Genomic DNA, 22,129 nt, shown 5'->3' on the forward strand with positions numbered 1-22,129 from the left:
GCCGTTCCCGCGAGCGGCCACGCCGGTTCAGCGGCCGCCGATCAGCGGCAGCAGCAGGGCCGGGTCCGGCAGGCTCAGGCCGATCTGGCGCGCGACCGCATCGAGGCGGCTGCGGGCATCGGCTTCCAGCTGGGTCAGCAGCAGGATCACCGGGCGGATGTCCGGCAGCCGGAACACCGCGCGGACGATGTCGCCGAAGATCGCGTCGTCCTGGATCACCGGCAGGTTGATCACCCGCTTCTGCAGGCGTGCGTCCATGCGGGCGACGATCGGCAGCAGCACGTCCCAGCGGCCGATCGCCTGGGTGTTGCGGACGATGTTGTTCAGCGCCGCCTCCGGCAGTTCGCCGGTGATCGCCGCCAGCTTCTGCTGCAGCGCGCCGTCGACGCCGGAAATCAGCGCCAGCGCCTCGCCCCACAGTTCGGCCGAGCCGGTGGCGGCGTGGCTGACGATGGCCTGCAGGCGCGCCGGGGCAATGCGCTCGACGATGTCGCCGAGCCGCTCGGTGCCTTCGGCAAAGAAGGCGATGTGCAGCAGCCGGGCGTCGTCGGTGATCGCGTCGACGACCGGGCCGATGGCGTCGAGCGCGATCAGATCGATGAAGCGCCCCATTGTCACGTACTCGCCGCGCTGGGCCAGTTCACGGGCGATGGCGACCACCAGATGGCGCGGGAAGCCGGCGATCAGCGCCTGCGCCGAACGCGGGTCGAGCTCCATGCAGGCATCGACCAGGAACGGCAGCTTGAGCTTCTCGGCGATCTCGATCGCCCGCGCCGGCGGCACCAGACCGCAGACCCGGGCGCAGATCAGCGGGCCGATCACCTTCTCGATGATCAGCACCAGGATCGGGATCGGCAGCAGCCGGCTGGCCGCCGCCATGTTGTGGAAACGCTTGCGGTCGGCATCGAACATCGCCGCCGTGGCCTGCTCGCGCAGCGTGCGGATCAGCGTGGCGTCGAGCTTGCCGAGCCAGGCCAGCGAGGCCTCGTCGACCCGGCACAGCCGGGCCAGCTTGATCACCTCGGCGCGCTGCGCCAATGACAGCGCCGACAGCGCGGCACCGGTCTGCGGAGTGGCCATCGGCGGCTAGAGATCCAGGATCTTGCGCACTGCGCCGCGCAGCAGCAGCGGCACGTGGCTGAGCGATTCGGTCAGCGCCGCATCGACCTGCGCCTTCTGCCGGCGCTTGGCATCGGCCAGCAACGTCGCCAGCCGCGCCAGTTCATCGGCTTCCAGCGCCTCGAGGCCAGCCGGCGGCGCGCGGTCCAGCGCCGTCTGCAGGGCGGAAAGCGAGGACCGCCGCCCATCCGCCCCGCCCGCTGCCGGCGCGGCCATCAGTGCGCCGTCTTCGCCGGCGCCAGGTTCTTCGGCATCGTCGCTGGCGCTTCGCCCGGCCTCGGCGGGAACAGGAACGCCGCAACCGCCGGCAGGCCGAGCACCGCGCCGAACATGTTGGCGGTGAACATGAACAGCAGCAGCAGGCCCATGTCGATCTGGAACTGCAGCTGTGACAGCAGCCAGGTCGACACCGACGCCGCGAGGGTCACGCCAGTGAAGATCACCGCCTTGCCGGTGCCGCGCAGCGTTTCGAAGTAGGCCACCCGCAGGCTCTTGCCTTCCTTCAGGCCTGACACCAGCACGCCATAGACGTAGATGCCGTAATCCACGCCGATGCCGACCGCCAGTGCCAGCACCGGAAGCGTGGCGACCTTCATACCGATGTCGAGCATCGCCATCACCGCGTAGCCCATCTCCGACACCAGCGCCAGCGGTAGCACGATGCAGACGATCGCCTTCCACTCGCGGAAGCACATCCACAGCAGGATCAGGATCACCACATAGACCAGCAGCACCACGCGGCCTTCCTGCTCGTGCACGACCTCGTTGGTCGCCGCCATGACGCCGACGTTGCCGGTGGCCAGCGCGAAGTTCACCGGGCATTCCAGGCTCATGCCTTCGTAGCTGGCCTGCAGTTCGCCCTGACGCTTCTTGGCGGCCTCGAGCTTCGCCGGATCGGCACCGGCGCCTTCACCGAGCCTGAACACATCGAGGTTGGTGGCCTTCAGCTTCTGGAAGGTGTCGTACTTGGTGGCGCAGTATTCCGGCTTGGTGTCCGGCGCCTTGGCGTAGAAATCCTTGGCATTCTCGTCGTTGAACTTCTTCACTTCCTCGACGATGTGGCTGATCGTTTCGGCCTTGTGATCCTTGGTGAACAGGTAGATCGCCAGCGCGTCGCAATCATCGTTCAGCAGGCCGGTGGAAGTCGGCACGAGTGCCGTGGCCTGGGCCAGCGCGAACTGGTTGCGCGGCAGCACCAGCGCGTTCAGGCGGCCTTCCGACAAGCCCTGGTAGACCAGCTTGGCGAAGGTCAGCAGCGACAGCGTCGACTGCACGCCTTCGGTGTTCTCCATCTTCCAGGCGAAGCGATCGGCCTGATCCATCAGCTGGTAGCTGACGCAGCCGTTCGGCCGGGTTTCGGCGATCACCTTGAAGATGTCGACGGCGATCTGGAAGTTGTCGGTGATGGCGTTGAAATCCTGGTTGAAGCGGGAGTCCGGACGCAGCTCCGGCACGCCTTTCAGGGCATCGCCGACCTTCAGGTCCGCCTTGCCCCACAGCGCCCAGCCGAGCATCACGCCGCAGGACACCAGCACCGTCGTGGCCACCGCCGGCTTGGTGACGCCGGACAGCCACCACCAGACGGGATCGAGCTTGGCGTCCTTCTTGGTCTGGCGCGCGATGAAGGCATCGACATCCTTCAACTTCACCATGGTCAGCCAGATCGGCACGAACATCTTGTTGGCGACGATGATCGCCAGGCCGCCGAGCACGGCGTTGATCGACATCTCCTGAATGATCTGGATCTTGATCAGGTAGATGGTCGCGAAGCCGGCGACGTCGGTCATCAATGCGATGGTGCCGGCGATCGCCAGCCGGCGGAAGGTTTCCAGGCTGGCATCGAAGCTGGACTTGCCGGCGTGGACCTCATCGACCCAGGCGTTGACGTACTGCACGCCGTGCGACACCGACACCGCCAGGATCAGGAATGGCACCAGGATCGCGAACGGATCGACGCCGTAGCCGAGCGTCTTCAGCAGGCCCATCTCCCAGACGACCGCGACCACCGAGGAGAACAGCGGGATCATCGCCAGCTTGAACGAGCCGCAATAGATCCACAGCAGGAAGCCGGTGATGATCAGCGTCAGGAAGAAGAACGCCGCCACTTCCAGCGACGCCTTGGTCATGTCATCGACGATCTTGGCGAAGCCGATGATGTGGACCTTGACGCCATCCTTCTCGTACTTCGCGCGCAGCTTTTCGAGGTACTGGCCGACCTTCAGATAGTCGAGCTTCTCGCCGGTCTGCGGATCGACTTCCAGCAGCTCGGTGAGGATCATCGCGCCACGCTGGTCGTTGGTGACGATGCGGCCGATCACCTGCGCCTTGGCGACGTTGGACTTCACCTTCTGCAGCACTTCCGGCGTCGGCTGGTAATCCGGCGGGATCACCGTGGCGCCGCTGAGGCCGCCCTCGACGTTTTCCACGTAATTGACGTTCGGCGTGAACAGGCTGGTGACGCGGGCGCGATCGACGCCCGGCATGAAGAAGACCTCGTCATTGGCCTTCTGCAGCGTGTCCATGAATTCCGGCGTGTAGATGTCGCCGGTGCCTTCATCCTTGATCAGCGCCACCAGCACGGTGTTGGCGCCGCCGAAGTCGCGGTAGTACTCGCGGAACTTCTCCATGTACGGATGTTCCAGCGGCACCGATTTCAGCCAGCCCGCATCGGGCTGCAGCCGCGCCATCTGCACCGTGAAGAACAGGGTCAGCGCGATCAGGATCCAGTGCGTGAGCTTGCGCCGGCCATAGATGATCGGTTCGACCGCTTTCAGGATTCTGTCGGCCCACACGCCGCCTACTGCTGCACCTGCCATATGCCTTCCCCGTGTTCTTCTGGTTGTGCTGCCGCGATCGTTGGTTGTTCAGCGAGGCCCGGATGTCAGGGCTTGGCGAAGCGCTGGACACCCGAGGTACCGACGACGATCAGGCTGTCGGCGGTCGCCAGACCGGCGTTCATGTTGATGTTGGTCGATAGCTGCTGGCGCACCAGCCGGCGGCCGGCGAGATCGGCCTTCATCACCCGGCCGTTGCCGCCGAACAGCAGCAGGCTGCCGTCCTCGGCAGCCGAGCCGCCAAACAGGCTTTCGGTGTCGTCCGAAGCCAGACGCACCCAGCCGGCAACCTCGCTGACCGGATTGCTGGCCCCGCCGGAGGCTTCCGGATTCGCCGCCGCCTCGCGCAGTGCGGCGAGATCGGCTTCGCTGAGCAGCGCCGCCTTTGCCACGTCGGCAGCATGGAAGGCATTGCCGCGCAGGCCGAACAGCACGACGCCCGAAGCGCCACTGGCCACAGCCCCGAAGAAGGAGCCGGTGTACGGCGACTTCAGCTGCGTCCATGTGCTGCCCTGGTCGGTCGACGAGGCGATGAAGCCGCGCTCGCCGGTCAGCACCAGCGCGCCGTTGCCAAGCCGGGTCAGGTTGTAGAGGTTCGGCTGATCCTCGAACACCGGCGATTCCACCGCTTCCCAGGTCTTGCCGCCGTCGGCGGTCTTCTGCAGCCGGCCGTTGCCGCCGGCGACAAAGCCGTTCTGGGCATCGGTGAACAGCACGTCGTAGTAGGCGCGGCCCCAGGCGGCGTCGAACTGCGCCAGGGTCCAGCTGGCGCCGCCGTCCGTGGTCGCCAGGATGGTGCCGTCGTAGCCGACGGCCCAGCCGTGCTCGGCGTCGACGAAATGCACGCGGGTCAGCGTCGCGTCGGCCGGCGTCGGCACCTGCTTCCACTGGCTGCCGTCGTCCGACAGCAGGATGCCGCCGCGCTGGCCCACCGCCACGAAGCGGTTGCCGGCGCGCGTGACGCCAAGCAGCAGGCTCGACGAGGCCCGCGGCGCCAGCACCGACGGACGAGCGACGAGCGTGGTGTCGACACCGGTGTCGGCGTCGCCGCTGTCTTCCTCTTCCTGGGCCAGCAGCCAGGCCGGGAATGCAAGTGTGGCCGCGATCGCCGCAGCGATCAGCGACGGTCGCAGCTTTATGGTCTGGAAGGTCATGCACGGCTCCCTGAAGGCATCGAAAAGATGGCCGGCGACCCCTCGCCGGCCATCGTTGCAGCGCTGTTGCGAATTACTTGTTGCGCGACTTGCGGCTGAGGCTGCCCGGCGAGAATTCGTCGTCCTTGAAGCTGATCTTGAAGTCGGAAATCTTGTCTTCGTTCTGCAGTGCAGTGACGAAGTAACGGCCGCTCTGCAGGTCGTAGATGATTTCCGGAATGCCGGTCACGGTCGGCACGAACGGCACCGAGATCAGCTGCGCTTCCTGCACCTTCCACAGCTGGTCGCGGTTGTCGTAGGCATCGACCGCAGCGATCGCCCAGCTGTCCTCATCGACATAGAAGCGGCGCTTCTTGAACTGGTGGCGCAGGCCATCACGGATGGTCGCCTCGACAACCCAGACGCGGTGCAGCTCGTAGCGCGACAGGTTCTGGTTGATGTGGCCGGGACGGATGATGTCCTTGTACTTGATCAGCGGCGCGTTGATCAGGAACGAGTTGTACGGGATATACATCTCCTTCTTGCCGACCAGCTTCCAGGTGTAGCGGTCGAGCGCGCCGTTGAACATGTCGACCTGGTCGTTGAACTGCTCGCCGTCGGTGCCGATGTACGGGTTGTCGTAACCCACGTCTGGCGCCTTGTTCACGCGGCCGAGGCCGGGGTTGAAGATCCAGGCGTTGCGGCCCGAGCCTTCGGCACCCGAGGTTTCATGCACCAAGGTCAGCTGACCGGCCACACGGGCCGGCGCCACGACGTTGGAGAGGTAGTACAGCAGGATCTTGGTGCCCGGAGCCGCTTCTTCGAGGTTCGCATACTTGAACTTCACGTCCTCGATCAGCTTGGTGATCTTGAAGGTGCCGTCCTGCTTGACGATTGCCTGATTGTTGAAGCGCCGCACCGCCGACCCGCGGTAGCGCATCTTGTGGTTCCACATGACTTCCGCGCCGCTCTGCGGAATTGGGAATGGGAAGCCGAGCACCGCGCCCTCGACCTCATCCGTGCCCTTCAGCTCGGCGGTCGACGCATTCTTGATCGAGGCCGCGTTGATCTGGTCCGGGAAGAACGCCGTACGCAAGGTCGGGTAGACGATCATCTTGTAGGTCGCCGGATACTTCGCGAACAACGCCTTCTGGCCGTCGGTCAGCTTGTCGGCGTACTTCGCCATGTTGTCCTTGGTGATGATGAAGGACGGCGCCTCGTACTTGCCGCCACCACCGATCTGCTCGCGCTGCTTCTGCGCAAGCGCCTTCAGGTCCGGCGGCAGCTTGGCGATGATGTCGTCGATCTGCTTCTTGATCTTCGGGTAGTCGGCGATCGTGAAGTTGTCGACATACTTCAGCAGGTTGTCGAAGTCGGCCGGCGAGGCCTTGCGGATGTCCTCGAACTTCAGCCGCAGCTCTTCGAGCTTGGTCGGTGTCAGGCCGCGGATGTCGGCATCGAACTGCTTGCCGCCGATCCACGCCGGGATCGTGCCGTCAGCGTTCGGTCCGGCAATCGCGCCGACCGGCGTCAGTTCCTTGCCCAGCTTCGCGGCATCGGCAGCCGAGGCCTTCGCCTGCGCGGTCGACGTGGCGCCGAGGCCCATGCCGAGGCTGATCGCTCCAGCAAACATGACCCAATTCATGCGCTTCAACATAAGTGACTCCTCTTTGACGAATCGTGTACTACGACCGCGGGATCGCCCGAAAGGTGGCAGACCGCGCGACTGGGGGGAGATGACGGCGAATCAGAACGTGTAGCCGACCTGGAAACCGATGATGTCGCGGTCCCTCTGCGTGTTGACGGTGCCGCCACCGGTCGAGCCCTGGTAGACCAGCTGCCCGGTCCAAGGGCCGCCGTTCTCGAAGATCGCCAACGCCTGGTACTGCACGCGGCCCTCGATGAAATTCTGGATCGGCAGCGGCGCGATGCCGTACACATCGTGACCGATCAGCAGTTCCGGCTTGACGTTGATGCCCAGGAAAACATTGTTGTACTCAAGGCGGGTCAGTACCCGGTAGCCGGCAGAAAAGCTGTCGGCGAAGCCCTTGGTCTGCTGAGTCGGCACCAGTGAGCGGGTGTCCGGCGTGCCGTTCGGTCGGCCGGTTCCATCGGCACCCGGGCTGGCGTGCGTGCCATTGTTGTCACCGCCTTCCAGCTGCAGCCGGCCGCGGCTCGGCATGCCGATGACGTGCGTAAAGCCGACCTCGACCAGGATGATCACCTGATCGGCGCCGAACGGATTCTCCGACGAGCCCAACGCGCGAATGCCGGTGATGTCGACCTGCTGCACCGGAAACCGCTCATAGCCGTTGATGCGCTGGTTCGGCTGGATCTCGATGCCGCGGTACACGGACAGGAAATCCGGCACCGCGTTTCGCGAAGCCGGCAGGGTGACATTCGACGCCGCTGCCGGCAGCAGCACGCCGAGGCCGTTGATCAGCGCCGTCACCTGACCGAGCAGTTGCTGCGGATTGGAAGTCACGATGTCGTTGATCGCTCCCGGCAGCGAAGCGAGTGTCTGGGCAATGAATTCCGGCGATGTGCCGAGCGTGATGTCCTGACGGGGCAGCGACGGCTGCAGGCCGGCGAAGAACACGTCGGACGCCGCCACCTGCAACGGCATGTTCGGACGGAACGAATATTCGCCGGCGATCGACCACTTGCCGACGTTGGTGTTGAAGCTGACACCGACCATCTGGATGTTCTCGGGATAGGCGAAGAACACCTTTCCCGAGTCGAGCGGCGCCGGCTCGAGGCCGGTTTCCGGGTTCAGGCCGATGAAACCGTTGCAGGCCGTGAACGCCTCGACGAAGCCGGCAGCGTTGCGGGCGCAGGATTCATCGGTGGCGATGACGCTGAAATACGGCAGGCGGCTGTGGTAGTTCAGCGCATAGAAGCCGAGTTCGGTGCCGCCGTTGAGTTCCGGCAGATACCAGGTGAACTTGCCGCCGACCTGGCCCTGGTTGTTCGGCCGCGCGTACTTCAGCGGCAGCACTTCCGCGGTGAACGAGGAATTCGAGATCGCATTGATCGGGAACGGGATCCGCTGCAGGCGCTGCGGATCGTCGTGGAACTGGCCGATCGAGATGTTGAAGTTGTCGTTGTTGTAGAAGTCGATGTCAGAGTTGAAGGCACCACCCGGATCGACCACCACCGGCCGGAACGCGATCTGGTAGATCAGGTCCAGCGACATGCCTTCGCCGATCGAGGTGTTCAGCGCGATCAGCGGCGTGGAGCGGAACACTTCGCTGATTGGCGTCCCTGGATGACGCAGCAGGCGCGCATCGGGCGGCTGCAGCTCGTTCAGCGCATTGAGCGCGAAGTAGGTCGACTCGCCCCAGCGGTAGCGCTGCCAGCCGACGGTGACGCTGTACTCGTGATCGAGCAGCGTGAACGGCCGGCCGATGAAGAAATCGCGAATCTGCAGGTCCTGGCCGATCGGATGGCCGCGCCGATAGGGACGTCCCTCGTTGCGCGGCTGAAACGTGGTGTCAGCGTTGGTTTCCGTGAACCGGTAGTTGACCGGATCGAAGAATGCGATCGCCGCAAACTTGTAGTTCCAATCGCCGTAGTTGCCGGCCAGCTCGCTCGACAGCTTGACGATAGCCGCCGTTGGGTCCCACTGCTTGTAGTTGAGGTCGCCGTCATCCTTGTTGGTGCCGAGAAAGGCACCGGGGGCGTCGACCAGCCGCTGGTTCGGCGCGGGGTCACCGGTAAACGACAGGCAGCCGTCAGGGCAGAGATCAGGGTTGATGCTGAGCTTGCCCAGCAGCCGGGCGTCGGGCTTTTCGGCGCGGAACGCACCCGAGTACGACAGGGTGTTCTTCCAGGTGCCGGTCAGCTCTCCGAGCTCGAATTCCAGCGCATGCGCCGGGGCCAGATTGAACGCGATCGCGGCCAGCGTCGCACTGCTCATCAACTTGCGCTTCATCACGTCTCTCCCCCTCGTGCCGGCATCGCGTCTGTGCGCGATGGCCAATTTCATGTCTCGATCCGGCGCACCTGCCTCGGGCACCGGCGTAGCTGTCAGTCCTTCAGTCGCCGAGCAGGCCGCGGCCGACGAAGTGCACGTAATCGCGAATCAGGTCGTCGAAACGACCGGCATACAGCGTCGCGTGGTTGCCGCCGAACGGCGAATGGCGCAGGCCGCCGATCGCGGTCAAGCCGAAGATCGTCGAACTCATGCCGAGCAGCATCTGGAACTGCAGCTTTTCGCGCTGCTTGCCCGGATGCCGCGCCGCCAGCCGCGGTTCGATCTCGTTGAGAAACGGTGCGCATTGCTGAAGCACCAGCGACTGCCCGAGGTCGCCACCGTCCGATGCCAGACGGGCGACGAAGCGGATCGCATCGCGGCCGGTGTCGTCGGCATGAAACACCTGGATCAGCGGCATCACCAGCCCGGCCACCAGATCCTCGTCGCGCAGCGCGCCGTCGCGCTCCAGCCGGACGATCTCGCCGAGCGCGGCCGCGAAATAGGGCTCGAACCGGGCACGCACGAACTCGGCAACCGCGATCACCAGCCCCTGCTTGTCCTTGAAGTGATAGTGGATCGCGGACTGGTTGCCCTGACCCGCCTTCTGCACGATCTCGCGCAGCGACACCGCGTCGATCGCCCGCTCGGCAAACAGCTTCATCGCTTCGCGGATCAGCACGTCGCGCGTGCTGACACCGGCTTCCGCCGCACGGCTGCGCCGCGCACTGCGGCTTGCAGGCTTCGGCGTGACTGATTTCTTGACAGCCATCAGCATGGGCGGAAAACATGCTCCGGTTAATGCGCGTTCATTACGATAGACGTATTCAGGTTTGAGCGGCAAGCCCGCGACGAAAAAATTCCATCAGGACCCCTGCCATGCCCAAAACCGGACATTCCGCCACCGTCAGCCCGACCGCCCACTACACCGGCGCCGTCTGGGCCCGTCACCGGCTGTCGCACCCGGCATTCGCAACGCCCGAAGGCCGGCTGATGCATGCCGCCGGACGACCGGCGATGCAGCTGTCGCGCGCCCTCGGCGGCCCGACCCTGGAAGGGCTGCTGCTGGCCCGGCACCGGGTGATCGACGAGGAACTGCATGCCGCGATCAAGGCCGGCACCGTGTCGCAGGTGATCGAGATCGCCGCCGGCCTGTCGCCGCGCGGCTGGCGCTTCGCGCGCCAGTACGGCGAGCGGATCCGCTACGTCGAAGCCGACCTGCCCGGCATGGCGGCCCGCAAGCGGGCGCTGCTGGCGCGCATCGGCTGCCACAACGGTCCACAGCACCGAGTGGCGGACATCGACGCCTTCGCCGTCGACGGCCCGGCCAGCCTGGCCGGCATCGCCGCCACGCTCGATGCCCAGGCCGGCACCGCGATCATCACCGAAGGGCTGGTCAACTACTTCCCGACGGCGGCGGTGACGGCGCTGTGGGCGCGCATCGCCAGCACCCTGAAGGGCTTCCCGAACGGCCTGTACCTGTCCGACCTGCATGTCGGCGGCGAGAATCGCCAGCTTGCCGTGCAGGCCTTCGTCGGTCTGCTGTCGGCCTTCGTGCGCGGCCGGGTCCACCTGCATTTCCGGACCGCCGCCGACGCCGAGGCGCAGTTGCTGGCCGCCGGTTTCCGTACCGCGCAGCTGCTGTCGCCGGCCGATTTCGCCGACCGCTACCGCGTCTGCCGCGATCCGGCCGCGCGGCTGGTCAGGATCGTCCGCGCGACGACCGCAGCCGCCTGAACGCTGGCAGTCTGTGAACACTTGTTCCACCATCCGCCGCGCCGACGCCCGCCCCTCGCCATGATCCGATTCCCGAACTTCCGGCCATCCGTTCCCGCGCCCGGCGCCGACGGCGAGCGCGTCCACCTGGGCGATCTGCTGAAAGGCGCCGTGGAAACCTTGCCCGATGTGCTGAAGGTGCAGCGCGGCCTGTGGAACCTGGCCACCGCGCGGCCGACCTCGGTCGGCTCGATCGGCCTGCGGCTGCAGGCCCTGGCCGAAGCGCAACCGCATGCCACGGCGCTGAAGTTCGACGATCGCCGCTGGACCTACGCCGAGTTCAACGCCTGGGCCAACCGGGTCGCCGGCGCCTGCCGACAGGCCGGCGTGCAGCGCGGCCAGGTGGTGGCGATCCTGATGTCGAACCGCCCGGAAACGCTGGCGACCATCGCCGGCGTCATCAAGCGCGGCGCGATCGCGGCGATGCTCAACCACCAGCAGCGTGGCGAGGTGCTGGCCCATTCGCTGCGCCTCAGCAAGCCGGCAATGATCGTGGCCGGCGAGGAATGCGCCGAAGCGATTGCCTCGCTGGCCGGTTCGGGCGTGCTGGACACCGTTCCAGCGAAAGCCTGGGACGGCGCCAGCCCGCCGCCGGGCTGGCACGACTGGGCCGCCGCCGCCGATCGCGAAGCCTCGGCGAATCCGCCGGAAACGGCGACCATCCGGCTGAAGGAGCCCTGCTTCCACATCTTCACGTCGGGCACCACCGGGCTGCCGAAAGCCAGCGTGATGACCCATTACCGCTGGATGAAAGGCATGGCCGGCCTCGGCCAAATGACCTTGCGGCTGAGCGCGGGCGACACGCTGTACTGCCCGCTGCCGCTATATCACAACAACGCGCTGACGGTCTGCTGGGGCGCGGTGCTGGCCGATGGCGCGGCGCTGGCGCTGAGCCGCAAGTTCTCGGCCTCGCGCTTCTGGGACGAGATCCGCGCCTGCGAAGCCACCGCGTTCTGCTACATCGGCGAACTGTGCCGCTACCTGCTGAACCAGCCGCCGACGCCACGCGACCACAAGCATCCGGTCCGCCTGATGGTCGGCAACGGCCTGCGACCGGAAATCTGGGACGCCTTCCAGCACCGTTTCGGCATTGCCCGGATCGCCGAGTTCTACGGCGCCAGCGAATCGAACCTCGCCTTCGTCAACGGCTTCAACCTGTCGAAGACCGCCGGCTTCTGCCCGCTGCCGTACGCGATCGTCGACTTCGATCACGACGCCGAAGCACCGCTGCGCGGACCCGATGGCCGGCTCCGGCGGGTCGCCAGCGGCGGCGTTGGCCTGCTGATCTCGGAGATCACCGAACGCGCGCCGTTCGACGGCTACACCGACACGCGCGCCAACGAAGCCAAGCTGCTGCGCGATGTCTTCAAGCCGGGCGACTGCTGGTTCAACACCGGCGACCTGGTCCGCGACCAGGGCTGGCGTCACATCCAGTTCGTCGACCGGGTCGGCGACACCTTCCGCTGGAAGGGCGAGAACGTCGCCACCACCGAGGTCGAGGCAGCCCTGAACCGGATCGATGGCGTCGAGCAGGCCGTGGTCTACGGCGTCGAAGTGCCGGGCTGCGACGGCCGCGCCGGCATGGCCGCATTGTCGTGGACGCCGTCCCGCTTCGATGCGACCGGCGTCGCCGCGCAGTTGCGCGCCGCGCTGCCGGCCTACGCCGTGCCGCTGTTCATCCGCCTGCGCCGCGAACAGGAGGTGACCGCCACCTTCAAGTTCCGCAAGGTCGATCTGAAGCGCGAGGGCTTCGACCCGGCGCGGATCGACGAACCGCTGTACGTGCTCGATGGCAACCGCTACCGCAAGCTGACGCCGGCCGTGCACGACACCCTGATCAAAGGAGGACTGCGCCTGTGAACATCACGCTCGACATCGAGCGCCGCCTGCTGCTGCCGGTCGACCCGACGCAGGCCCTGCGCCTGCTCGACGACCTCGAAGCGACCATCGGCCGTTTCCCGAACCTGAAGAAGCTGACCCGGCTCGGCCCGAACCAGTACCGCTGGGACATGCGGACGATGGGCGTGCGGATCGCCAAGATCGCGCACGACCTGAGCTATGCCGCCCAGTACGACGTCGACCGGCCGGGCGCCACGATCCGCTGGAAGCCCCTGCCCGGCCACGGCAACGCGCTGATCGGCGGCGAAATCCAGCTGCGGGCGCAGGGCGCGCAGACCGAAATGCGCTTCGCCGTCGACGGCGTGATGCACGACGTGCCGGTACCGCTGCTGTACCGGCCGCTGGCCGGGCCGTTCATCGTCAACAAGATGGGCGTGCTGATCGAGCGCTACCTCGCCGCCACGGCTGCCGCGCTGCGCGGCGACGGCGCCGCATCGCCGGCCTCCGGAAAAATCGCCAAGGGCTGAGCCGAATCCGGCAATAATCCGCTGGCGCATGTGCGCTGCACCATTTTTCAGGCTCCAACGATGATCCGTCGTGTCGTGTTCAACCAGAAGGGCGGCGTCGGCAAGACGACCATCGTCAGCAACCTGGCGGCCATCGCGGCCAGCCGCGGCCTGCGCACGCTGGTCATCGATCTCGACACCCAGGGCAATTCGACGCAGTACCTGCTGGGCCCGCTGGCAGCCACCGCCGACCGCTCGATCGCCGACTTCTTCGAATCGACGCTCGGCTTCTCGATCCAGCCGCCGCCGTTCGTGACCTACGCGACCAACTCGCCGTTCGAGAACCTCGACGTGGTCGCCGCCAGCACGCGGCTCGATGACCTGCAGGTCAAGCTCGAAGCCAAGCAGAAGGTGCAGAAGCTGAACCAGGCGCTGGACAAGCTGAAGGGCTACGACGCGGTGTTCATCGACACGCCGCCGGCGCTGAACTTCTACAGCCGCTCGGCGCTGATCGCGGCGGATCGCGTGCTGATTCCGTTCGACTGCGACGAGTTCGCGCGCCAGGCGCTGTACACGCTGATCGACAACATCCACGAGATCCGCGCCGACCACAACGACGATCTGAAGATCGAAGGCATCATCGTCAACCAGTTCCAGTCGCGCGCGAAGCTGATGCAGCGCGTGGTCGCCGAACTGAAGGCCGAGGGCCAGCCGCTGCTCGATGCCACGCTGTCGTCATCGGTGCGGGTCAAGGAATCGCACGAACGCCACCAGCCGATGATCCATCTCGATCCGACGCACCGGGTCACGCAGGAATACATCGCGCTGTACGACTCGCTGGCGCGCTGAGAGCCGATCGCGGAACCGGAAGCAGCTCTTGCGATCGGGAAACGGCTCCACCCATCTCGTCATTCCGGCGAAAGCCGGAATCCGGTGTGCCGCTATCGGCAAGCGCTGCGACAGCGTCGAGGCTGGATCCCGGCCTTCGCCGGGATGACAGCTGCGCAAAGATGTACGTGGCACCCGGAAAGCCCCGGTGAAGGGGCCCGTTCGTGGTCTTACTCGGGCTTGCGCGGACGGTAACCGGTCCAGCCGGCGGGCTTGGCCGTGCGGTCGACCTTCTTGACCGCATCGCGGCGCGGCACGTCACCGGCTCTGCGTTCTTCCGCACCCGGCCGCGAACGGCGTTCGCGCTGCGGCTTTGCCTTCTTCGGCGCTGCGAAGCCGACGGCTGCGCGCAGCGCGTTCAGTTCGTCCTTGTCCAGTTCGCGGTAGCCGCCGGACTTCACGCCGCGGCCGAGCACGATCGGGCCGTAGCGGACGCGGATCAGGCGGCTGACCTTGAGTTCCTGCGATTCGAACAGCCGGCGCACCTCGCGGTTGCGGCCTTCCTTCAGCGTGACGCGCCACCAGGTGTTGGCGGCGGACTTGGCTTCGGCGCCATCATCCTCGTCCTCGAACGCGGCCTCGTTGTGCCCGCCGGCCTCGATCTTGTCGAAGTGCGCCGGGCCGTCTTCCAGTTCCACGCCCTTGCGCAGCTTGTTCAAGGTTTCGGTGGTGATGTTGCCGAGCACGCGCACCGCGTACTCGCGTTCCAGCTCGAAGCTCGGATGGGTCAGCCGCCGCGCCAGTTCACCGTCATTGGTCAGCAGCAGCAGGCCGGAGGTGTTGAGATCGAGCCGGCCGACCGCGATCCAGCGGCCGGAATCGAGCTTCGGCAGCTTCCTGAACACGGTCTTGCGGCCTTCCGGATCGTCACGCGTCACCAGTTCGCCGACCCGCTTCTTGTAGAGCAGCACCTGGGTCGCTTCGCGGTCCATCGAATGGCGTACCGAACGACCGTCGACCGTCACCCGGTCGCCGGCGACCACCTTCTGGCCGGGGGTCGCCGGATCGCCGTTCACCTTGATCCGGCCCTCGGCGACCATCGCTTCGATCGCTCGCCTAGAGGCAACGCCGGCATCGGCCAGCACCTTCTGGATGCGCTCGCCGCCGCCGGCCTTCGATCCCGGCTTGGGCGCGCTCAATGGAGCACCGCATCGGTGGGCGGTTCGGCCGAGGGTGGCGCCGTCTGTTCGTCGACATCGCCCTCTTCGGCCGGCATCGCGGTCGGCGCCAGCCCGGCGCCGAGCTTCGACAGCGCAGCTTCCAGCTGTTCCAGATCCTTGACGTCCGGCAGCGCCGGCAGCTGGTCGAGCGTCTTCAGGTTGAAGTCGTCGAGGAACTGCGTCGTGGTGCCGAACAGCGCCGGACGGCCGGGCACGTCCTTCTGGCCCAGCTCGCGAATCCAGCCGCGCTCGCTGAGCGTGCGCAGGATGTTCGACGACACCGCCACGCCGCGCACGTCCTCGATCTCGCCCCGGGTGATCGGCTGGCGGTAGACGATCAGCGCCAGCGTTTCCAGCAGCGCGCGCGAATACTTCGGCGGCTTTTCCTGCCACAGCCGCGCCACCCATTCGGCGTACTCGGGGCGCACCTGCACGCGCCAGCCGCCGGCCACTTCGCGCAGTTCGCTGGCGGTGCCGGAGAAGCGCGCGTCGACGAGCGCCAGCGCCTCGCGCAACTCGCGCTTGCCAAGGTTGAATTCGGAGCCGACGAAGCGCACCAGCTGCTCCATCGACAGCGGGCCATCGGAGGCCAGCAGCAGCGCTTCGATGATCAGGCTGATCGCGGCGAGGTCGACCGCCGGCGCGGGGTTCGCGTCGGCGTCGGCGATCGGCTTGTCCTGCACGTCTTCTTCCACGGGTTCGATTCCTTCAGTGCCACAAAGCAGTTGGTGTCTCAGTATCCCAGCAAAGCCTGGCGGTTCGCGTCGCGCCACCATTCAAAGAACGGCACCAGCACCACCAGCAGCACGATCGCGGCGCCCCAGAGGCTGCCGATGGCCAGGAACCAGGCGGCACCGGCCCAGCCGAACTGCATGGCCAGCACGCTGACGATGTCGAGCGGATCGCGATTGCGGCGCGCGGCCGCCACCTGCACGAACGACCGGCGGGTCACCGGATACGGCCGTGCCACTTCGATGGCGCAGGCGCAAAAGCCTGCGCCGAAGCCACAGATCAGGCAGACCAGCCCGCTCCAGGGGTCCTGCAGCGCCGCCCACAGCGAGGCCAGCAGCATCAGCGCCAGTACCGGCGCCAGCGCGGCAATGCACTTGTAGGCGATCAGGCGACTGCGGGGCTGCGGCGCGCTGCCGAGCAGCGCCGGCGATTCCTCGGCGCTGATCATCAGGTTCGACACGTACTGGCTCAGCTGTGCGGCGAAGAAGGTGGTGGCCGCCACGGCCGCCGCCAGCCGGGTGTCGCCCCGGAACAGGTTGCCGTAGAAGAACGCGACGATCAGCAGCGGCTGCGCCGCCAGCGCGATCGCGAGACGACCGTCGCGCAGGATGGTCCGCCACTCCTTCAGCAACAGCACGCGAAACAGGCGGGTGTCGAAACGCAGCCCGCCGGACGAGGCAGGCGCGGCCGGTGCGGCCTGCTCCGGGGATTGCACAGCCAGCAGCACCGCCGGCACCGCGAAACGGGCGGCGGCCAGCAGCGCCAGGGTCGCCAGCAGCAGCAGGCTCAGCAGCGCCGTCGCGTCACCGGTCAGCGCCAGCGCCGGCAGCCGCAGCAGGCCGGCCCCGGCGCTCAGCCCATTGCCGGACAGCGACAGCGTCGACACATCGGCCTGCGGTCCGGCCGGCCCGTGATCGACGAGGCTGCCGATCACGAACAGCAGCGGTGCGCCAGCCTGCACGCCCTGCAGCACGCGGCGGCCGCGCACCAGCCCGAACAGCCGCACGGCCAGGGCCATCACGGCCAGCGCCAGCGCCACCGTCAGCGCTGCCAGCATCACGGTGACCGGATAGGCCAGCAGGAACACCGGCCGGCCGAGCAGCGCGCCCATGTTGGCCACCGGCGTCACCAGCAGAATCGAGATCGCCCAGGTGCTGACGATCAGCGACAGCACCCGCATCGCCATGATCCGGCGGAACGGCAGCGGGCTCATCAGGTGCAGGCTCAGTTCGCGGCCGGCGAGGATCAGTCGGAAGGTGGCCAGCAGCGCCGCCATCAGCATGAAGAACTCCAGGCTCAGCAGCAGCACGCCGGAAAACTCCAGCAGCTTGTCGGTCGGCATCGGCCGCGCCGACTGGAACATGCTCCACAGCACCAGGCCGGCACCGGCGTGCAGCAGCGCGATGAACAGCGCGTACAGCGCCAGCGCCCAGCGCCGGTTCTTGCCGAAGCCGAAGCTGCGGATGCTCAGCCGCAGATCCTGCACGATCAGCCACGGCAGGCTGCCCGCCGACATCCTCATGCCGAGGTCGCGCCCGCTGCCGCATCGGGACCGGTGGCCGACAGGAACAGGTCTTCCAGCGTTGAATCGTCCGCGCCATAGCGGGCGCGCAGTTCGTCCAGCGTGCCTTCGGCGAGCAGCCGGCCGCTGCGGATCAGGCCGATGCGCGAGGCCATGCGTTCGGCCACTTCGAGGATGTGGGTGGTGAACAGCACGGTCAGACCATCGCGCACCAGCTGGCCGAGGAAATCCTTGACCCGGCGCGCGGCGGCGACATCAAGGCCAGTCAGCGGCTCATCGAGAATCAGCAGCGCCGGATCGTGGATCAGCGCGCCAGCCAGGGTCAGCTTCTGCTGCATGCCGCGCGACAGGTTCTCGCAGTAGTGGCCGCGCGCGTCCCAGAGATCGAGCCAGCGCAGCAGTTCCTCGCCTTTCTTCTCGGCGATCCGGCCATCGACACCCCAGAGCCCGGCGACGAATTCCAGGTACTCGGTGCAGCGCAGTTTGCCGTACAGCAGCGGCTCGTCCGGCAGGAAGGCCAACCGCTGCTTGGCGGCGATCGGCGCCTTCACCAGGTCGTGGCCCAGCACCTCGATGCTGCCGCTGTCGGGCTGCAGCAGGCCGGCGATCATCCGCAGCGTGGTGGTCTTGCCGGCGCCGTTGGCGCCGAGCAGCGCGTAGAACTCGCCGCCTTCGATGCGCAGGTTCAGGCCGGCGACGGCGGGCTTGCCGCCGAAGGTCCGCGCAACCTCGCGCAGCTGCAGCGCTGCGGTCATGCGTCTTCGGCGAGCGCGGTTTCGGCAGACCCGGCGGCGGCAATGGTCACCGGCATGAACGGCCCGGCCTGGGTGATTTCCAGCATCGACGACTTGGCCAGTTCGAGGATCGCCAGCAGGCAGACCACGACACCGGCGCGGCCTTCGGCGAGGTCGATCAGGTCGACGAAGCGGATCGGCCCGTTGCGGACCCGGTCGAGCACCGAACTCATCCGTTCGCGCACGGAAAGCGGCTCGCGGGCAATGGTGTGGCGGGTGAACAGCTCGGCTCTGAGCAGCACTTCGCGGAACGCCAGCATCAGCTCGCGCACGCCGGGCGGCGGCGGCGGCCGGGCATCGACGAGCTTGTCCGGCCGCGCCTGCACGACGGCGATCTCGCGGCCGACTCTGGGCAGCGCGTCCAGGTTCTCGGCCGCCGTCTTGAAGCGCTCGTATTCCTGCAGCCGGCGCACCAGCTCCATGCGCGGATCGCCGCCGGTCTCGTCCTCGTGCGCCGGCGGCTTCGGCAGCAGGATGCGCGACTTGATCTCGGCCAGCCAGGCAGCCATCACCAGGTACTCGGCCGCCAGTTCCAGGCGCAGCTCGCGCATCAGGCGGATGTAGTCCATGTACTGCTGGGTGATCTTCAGCACCGGGATATCGAGGATGTCCAGGTTCTGCTTGCGGATCAGGTACAGCAGCAGGTCGAGCGGGCCTTCGAAGGTTTCGAGGAACACCTCCAGCGCATCCGGCGGGATGTACAGATCGCTCGGCAGCTGCGATAGCGGCGCGCCGTTGACCAGCGGCACGCGGCTTTCGGCGGACGGCTCGGCGGCCGCTTCGGCCTCGGCCGGGAACAGGTCCGGCTCGTTCACGCCGGGATCAGCCCCAGTGCTTCGTGGACACGGGCCAAGGTGGCGTTGGCGCGCCGGCTGGCGCGCTCGGCCCCGTCCTTCAGCACGGCGCGCAGGCCGTCGCGATCCTCGCGCAGTTCAGCGTACTTGGCCTGCACCGGCTTCAGGCACTCGACCACCGCGTCGGCGACCGCACCCTTGAAGGCGCCGTACTGCTTGCCTTCGAACTCGGCTTCGAGCTGGGCCACGGTCTTGCCGGTGGTCGCCGCCAGGATCGACAGCAGGTTGGACACGCCGGGCTTGGCGGCGATGTCGAAGCGCACCACGCCGTCCATGTCGGTGACCGCGCGCTTGATCTTGCGAACGATCACGTCCGGACCATCGAGCAGGTACAGGGCATTGGTTTCCGCGTCGTCGGACTTCGACATCTTCGCGGTCGGGTCCTGCAGGCCCATGATCCGGGCGCCGACCGGCGGGATCATCGGCTCCGGCACCGTGAAGACGGGGCCGTAGATGTTGTTGACCCGGTTGGCGATGTCGCGGGTCAGCTCCAGATGCTGCTTCTGGTCATCGCCGACCGGTACCTGTGCGGCGTCGTAGAGCAGGATGTCGGCCGCCATCAGCACCGGGTAGCCGAACAGGCCGGCATTGATGTTGTCGGCATGCTTGGCGCTCTTGTCCTTGAACTGCGTCATCCGGCCCAGCTCGCCGAACTGCGTGTAGCAGTTGAGGATCCAGCCGAGCTGCGAATGCGCCGGCACATGGCTCTGCACGAACAGCACGTTGTCCTTGGGATCGAGCCCGCAGGCGATGTACAGCGCCAGGAACTCGTAGCAGCGCTCGCGCAGGATTGCCGGGTCCTGGCGCACGGTGATCGCGTGCAGGTCCACCAGCATGTAGTGGCAGTCGTACGTCGCCGACAGCGGCAGCCAGTTCTTGATCGCGCCGAGGTAGTTGCCAAGCGTGAGACGGCCGGACGGCTGGATGCCGGACAGGACGGTGGGGCGCGGGTTCGCAGTCATCGGTCGAAAAGCGTTGGGGTTCAGACGAGGGTGACGATCATCGAGATCAGCCCCAGCATCAGGCTGATCAGCGGGGTCATGATCGCGCCAAGCACGCCGACGAAGGCGAGCAGCAGGATGATCGGGAAGGTGTAGGGCTGGATGCTTTCCAGCTGCTGCGCCGGCTTCGGCGGCAGGGTCACCAGCAGCATGCGGCCGACATCGAACGGCGGCAGCGGCAGCAGGTTCAGCACCAGAAAGCTCAGGTTGAAGCTGATGCCGAGCTGGGCCATCAGGTGCACGCCAAGGCCCACACCTTCGCTGGCGCCATAGGTGAACTTGAAGACGAAGGCCCAGGCCAGCGCCATCAGGAAGTTGGCGCCGAGGCCGGCCGCCGCCACCTTGATCGCCCCGCTCCTGGGATCGCGAAAATTGCGTTCCGAGATCGGCACGAACTTCGGCCAGCCGATCAGCAGGCCGCCCAGCCCCGCCTGACTCAGCGCGATGAACACGCCGGGCAGCAGCAGGGTGCCGATCGGATCGACACGCTTCAGCGGATTGAGGCTGATGCGGTCGTACTGCTTGCCGGTGTTGTCGCCGAGCAGCAGCGCGACGCGGCCACGAGCGATTTCGCGAACGGTGAGTGCCAGCACCAGCGGCAGCAGCGAAACCGCCAGCCGCTGAAAGAGATCGAGGGAGTCCATGCGGCGATTATACCGGCCGGCCGCCGGCCAGCCGCCGGCTCAGTCGTCCGGGTAGTGTCTCAGTTTGAATTGCGCGGCTTGTAGGGTCCGCGCTTCTTGGCGATTGGTTCCGGCACCAGCGCGGCGATCTCTGCCAGCGACCAGACATGATCGGCGATGCCTGCTTCCATTGCCGGAGTCACGCGCAGCGTTTTATGCACACGGCCGAAGTTGTAGAACATCATGTGCAGCGCAACTGCATGCGCGTGGTTCTCGACCTTCTTGCTGAATGCATTGGTAAGGCGCGTGAAACGGCGCATGCCCATCCGCATCGTTAGGTTCGCGCGCTCGACGTAGCTCGTCGAAATATGCGCCTCGTTCGGACGGCCTGAAACGGGCTGCTTGACCGCTCCGATGCATTCCGCCGGGCTATAGCGGCGCTCATTCTCAGCGCCAACCGGCGCGCCGTATTGCTTGACGAGCATCGCATAGTCGATTTCGTGCACGAAGGCTTCGCGGACCGCTGTCAGATAGGCGTGGTGGCCGTCCGTTGTGAGCTGCACGCGATGGGCAAGGCGTTCGGCAAGGTCGTTCATGAACTCATTGGCCGCAGCCGCATCCCGGCGGCCGACGACCCAGGACGGCACCAGCTTCGTATCGGCACAGATCGCCGTCCAGGTCCAAACGTCGCCAGCCGTGCCGGCTGCCTTCTCCTCTGCGCTGGCGTTCTTCGCCTTGGCGCCGACGAAGGCCCAGATTTCGTCGCACTGGATGCGCTGGCAGGGCAGGTTACGCAGCGCCTTGTCCTGATACTCCGCGCAGGCCATGCCGACATCCACGAGCAGTTTGGTCACGGTGTTGATGGAGCAGTCCGCCATCCGCGAGACGGCGCGCAGGCTGTTGCCTTCGACCAGCATTCCAATGATCTGCGCCCGCCGTTGAATGGTTAGTTTGTTCATGGCGCAAATCATACTGAACGTTATGCATATCGGTCAAGCATATTGCTCATTTTAACTGCTTTAGTTAACTACCGTATTGACGTGCATGCCGCCCAGCTTCATAATCCGCAGGTATGAAGATCGAGTTTCGGGACAAGTCCCTCGCGCTCATACGTACCGACCAAGCTGCGGAGACGAAGTTACCGTTCCCGGTGATTAAGTCATGCAGAGATAAGTTGGTCTTTCTGGAGTCCGCACCGGACGAACGAACAATCAGGAACTGGAAGAGCTTGCGGTACGAGAAATTGAAGGGTGATCGAGAAGGTCAGCGCTCGATCAGGATCAACGATCAGTGGAGGCTGGTTTTTCAACTAGACGAGGCTTCAAGCCCCGCGACATTAGTGGTCCTTGCTGTTGAGGACTATCACTGAGGAGAC

General features: G+C 66.2%; 20 protein-coding genes. 5 read left to right on the top strand and 15 right to left on the bottom strand.

Annotation, left to right across the window (positions count from 1 at the left end):
• Window positions 1-27 precede the first annotated feature (27 nt).
• The 7 genes from ACTIGJ_RS00515 to ACTIGJ_RS00545 all read right to left on the bottom strand — a co-directional run bounded on the left by ACTIGJ_RS00515 (window position 28) and on the right by ACTIGJ_RS00545 (window position 9,837).
• Complete coding sequence (locus ACTIGJ_RS00515) at window positions 28-1,080, bottom strand: hypothetical protein (RefSeq protein ID WP_439638316.1); 1,053 nt, start codon at window positions 1,078-1,080, stop codon at window positions 28-30.
• Between the two features lie 6 nt (window positions 1,081-1,086).
• On the bottom strand, window positions 1,087-1,335 hold the full coding sequence (locus ACTIGJ_RS00520; RefSeq protein WP_439638317.1) for a hypothetical protein: 249 nt from the start codon (window positions 1,333-1,335) through the stop codon (window positions 1,087-1,089).
• Window positions 1,335-3,911 carry an efflux RND transporter permease subunit gene (locus ACTIGJ_RS00525; protein WP_439638318.1) on the bottom strand — a complete coding sequence of 859 codons (2,577 nt, stop codon included), beginning with the start codon at window positions 3,909-3,911 and terminating at the stop codon, window positions 1,335-1,337. The genes ACTIGJ_RS00520 and ACTIGJ_RS00525 overlap by 1 nt, the downstream gene beginning before the upstream one ends.
• An 89-nt stretch (window positions 3,912-4,000) precedes the next feature.
• Complete coding sequence (locus ACTIGJ_RS00530; RefSeq protein ID WP_439638319.1) at window positions 4,001-5,107, bottom strand: WD40/YVTN/BNR-like repeat-containing protein; 1,107 nt, start codon at window positions 5,105-5,107, stop codon at window positions 4,001-4,003.
• A 73-nt stretch (window positions 5,108-5,180) separates the two neighbouring features.
• Entirely contained in the window at window positions 5,181-6,719 is a 1,539-nt protein-coding gene (locus ACTIGJ_RS00535; protein WP_439638320.1) for a DUF1329 domain-containing protein, read from the bottom strand.
• Between the two features lie 114 nt (window positions 6,720-6,833).
• Window positions 6,834-9,020, bottom strand: coding sequence for a DUF1302 domain-containing protein (locus tag ACTIGJ_RS00540; protein WP_439638321.1), 2,187 nt, complete (start codon window positions 9,018-9,020; stop codon window positions 6,834-6,836).
• A 103-nt stretch (window positions 9,021-9,123) separates the two neighbouring features.
• The gene (locus tag ACTIGJ_RS00545) at window positions 9,124-9,837 is read right to left on the bottom strand and encodes a TetR/AcrR family transcriptional regulator (protein ID WP_439638322.1); all 714 of its coding nucleotides are present in this window, start codon (window positions 9,835-9,837) and stop codon (window positions 9,124-9,126) included.
• Between the two features lie 101 nt (window positions 9,838-9,938).
• Here ACTIGJ_RS00545 and ACTIGJ_RS00550 point away from each other — a divergent pair, with 101 nt between their 5' ends.
• The 4 genes from ACTIGJ_RS00550 to ACTIGJ_RS00565 all read left to right on the top strand — a co-directional run bounded on the left by ACTIGJ_RS00550 (window position 9,939) and on the right by ACTIGJ_RS00565 (window position 14,029).
• Window positions 9,939-10,796, top strand: a complete 858-nt coding sequence (locus ACTIGJ_RS00550) for a class I SAM-dependent methyltransferase (protein ID WP_439638323.1) — start codon at window positions 9,939-9,941, stop codon at window positions 10,794-10,796.
• 60 nt (window positions 10,797-10,856) lie between these two features.
• Window positions 10,857-12,695 (top strand): long-chain-acyl-CoA synthetase, encoded by a 1,839-nt coding sequence (locus tag ACTIGJ_RS00555; RefSeq protein ID WP_439638324.1) that lies wholly within the window; start codon window positions 10,857-10,859, stop codon window positions 12,693-12,695.
• Complete coding sequence (locus tag ACTIGJ_RS00560) at window positions 12,692-13,201, top strand: hypothetical protein (protein ID WP_439638325.1); 510 nt, start codon at window positions 12,692-12,694, stop codon at window positions 13,199-13,201. Before ACTIGJ_RS00555 ends, ACTIGJ_RS00560 begins: the two co-directional genes overlap by 4 nt.
• 63 nt (window positions 13,202-13,264) lie before the next feature.
• Window positions 13,265-14,029, top strand: a complete 765-nt coding sequence (locus ACTIGJ_RS00565) for a ParA family protein (RefSeq protein ID WP_439638641.1) — start codon at window positions 13,265-13,267, stop codon at window positions 14,027-14,029.
• Window positions 14,030-14,238: 209 nt separating this feature from the next.
• Here ACTIGJ_RS00565 and ACTIGJ_RS00570 read toward each other — a convergent pair whose 3' ends face one another.
• The 8 genes from ACTIGJ_RS00570 to ACTIGJ_RS00605 are packed head-to-tail and all read right to left on the bottom strand — an operon-like array spanning window position 14,239 to window position 21,713.
• A complete protein-coding gene (locus ACTIGJ_RS00570; RefSeq protein ID WP_439638326.1) occupies window positions 14,239-15,207 on the bottom strand; it encodes a pseudouridine synthase in 969 nt (322 codons plus the stop codon).
• On the bottom strand, window positions 15,204-15,923 hold the full coding sequence (gene scpB, locus ACTIGJ_RS00575; RefSeq protein WP_439638327.1) for an SMC-Scp complex subunit ScpB: 720 nt from the start codon (window positions 15,921-15,923) through the stop codon (window positions 15,204-15,206). Before scpB ends, ACTIGJ_RS00570 begins: the two co-directional genes overlap by 4 nt.
• A 38-nt stretch (window positions 15,924-15,961) precedes the next feature.
• Window positions 15,962-17,482 carry a hypothetical protein gene (locus tag ACTIGJ_RS00580; RefSeq protein WP_439638328.1) on the bottom strand — a complete coding sequence of 507 codons (1,521 nt, stop codon included), beginning with the start codon at window positions 17,480-17,482 and terminating at the stop codon, window positions 15,962-15,964.
• Complete coding sequence (locus ACTIGJ_RS00585) at window positions 17,479-18,237, bottom strand: ABC transporter ATP-binding protein (protein WP_439638329.1); 759 nt, start codon at window positions 18,235-18,237, stop codon at window positions 17,479-17,481. Before ACTIGJ_RS00585 ends, ACTIGJ_RS00580 begins: the two co-directional genes overlap by 4 nt.
• Window positions 18,234-19,091: a segregation and condensation protein A gene (locus ACTIGJ_RS00590; protein ID WP_439638330.1), complete on the bottom strand. Its 858-nt coding sequence runs from the start codon at window positions 19,089-19,091 to the stop codon at window positions 18,234-18,236. The genes ACTIGJ_RS00585 and ACTIGJ_RS00590 overlap by 4 nt, the downstream gene beginning before the upstream one ends.
• A complete protein-coding gene (gene trpS / locus ACTIGJ_RS00595; protein WP_439638331.1) occupies window positions 19,088-20,092 on the bottom strand; it encodes a tryptophan--tRNA ligase in 1,005 nt (334 codons plus the stop codon). Before trpS ends, ACTIGJ_RS00590 begins: the two co-directional genes overlap by 4 nt.
• 20 nt (window positions 20,093-20,112) lie before the next feature.
• Window positions 20,113-20,775 (bottom strand): site-2 protease family protein, encoded by a 663-nt coding sequence (locus ACTIGJ_RS00600; protein ID WP_439638332.1) that lies wholly within the window; start codon window positions 20,773-20,775, stop codon window positions 20,113-20,115.
• Between the two features lie 59 nt (window positions 20,776-20,834).
• Window positions 20,835-21,713 (bottom strand): IS1 family transposase, encoded by an 879-nt coding sequence (locus tag ACTIGJ_RS00605; protein ID WP_439638333.1) that lies wholly within the window; start codon window positions 21,711-21,713, stop codon window positions 20,835-20,837.
• Window positions 21,714-21,826: 113 nt separating this feature from the next.
• Between ACTIGJ_RS00605 and ACTIGJ_RS00610 the strand changes: the two genes are divergently transcribed.
• Window positions 21,827-22,123, top strand: a complete 297-nt coding sequence (locus tag ACTIGJ_RS00610) for a type II toxin-antitoxin system RelE/ParE family toxin (RefSeq protein WP_439638334.1) — start codon at window positions 21,827-21,829, stop codon at window positions 22,121-22,123.
• Window positions 22,124-22,129: the final 6 nt, after the last annotated feature.

The organism is Nevskia sp. (genome assembly GCF_051860985.1).
In the GTDB taxonomy this organism is placed as follows: domain Bacteria; phylum Pseudomonadota; class Gammaproteobacteria; order Nevskiales; family Nevskiaceae; genus Nevskia.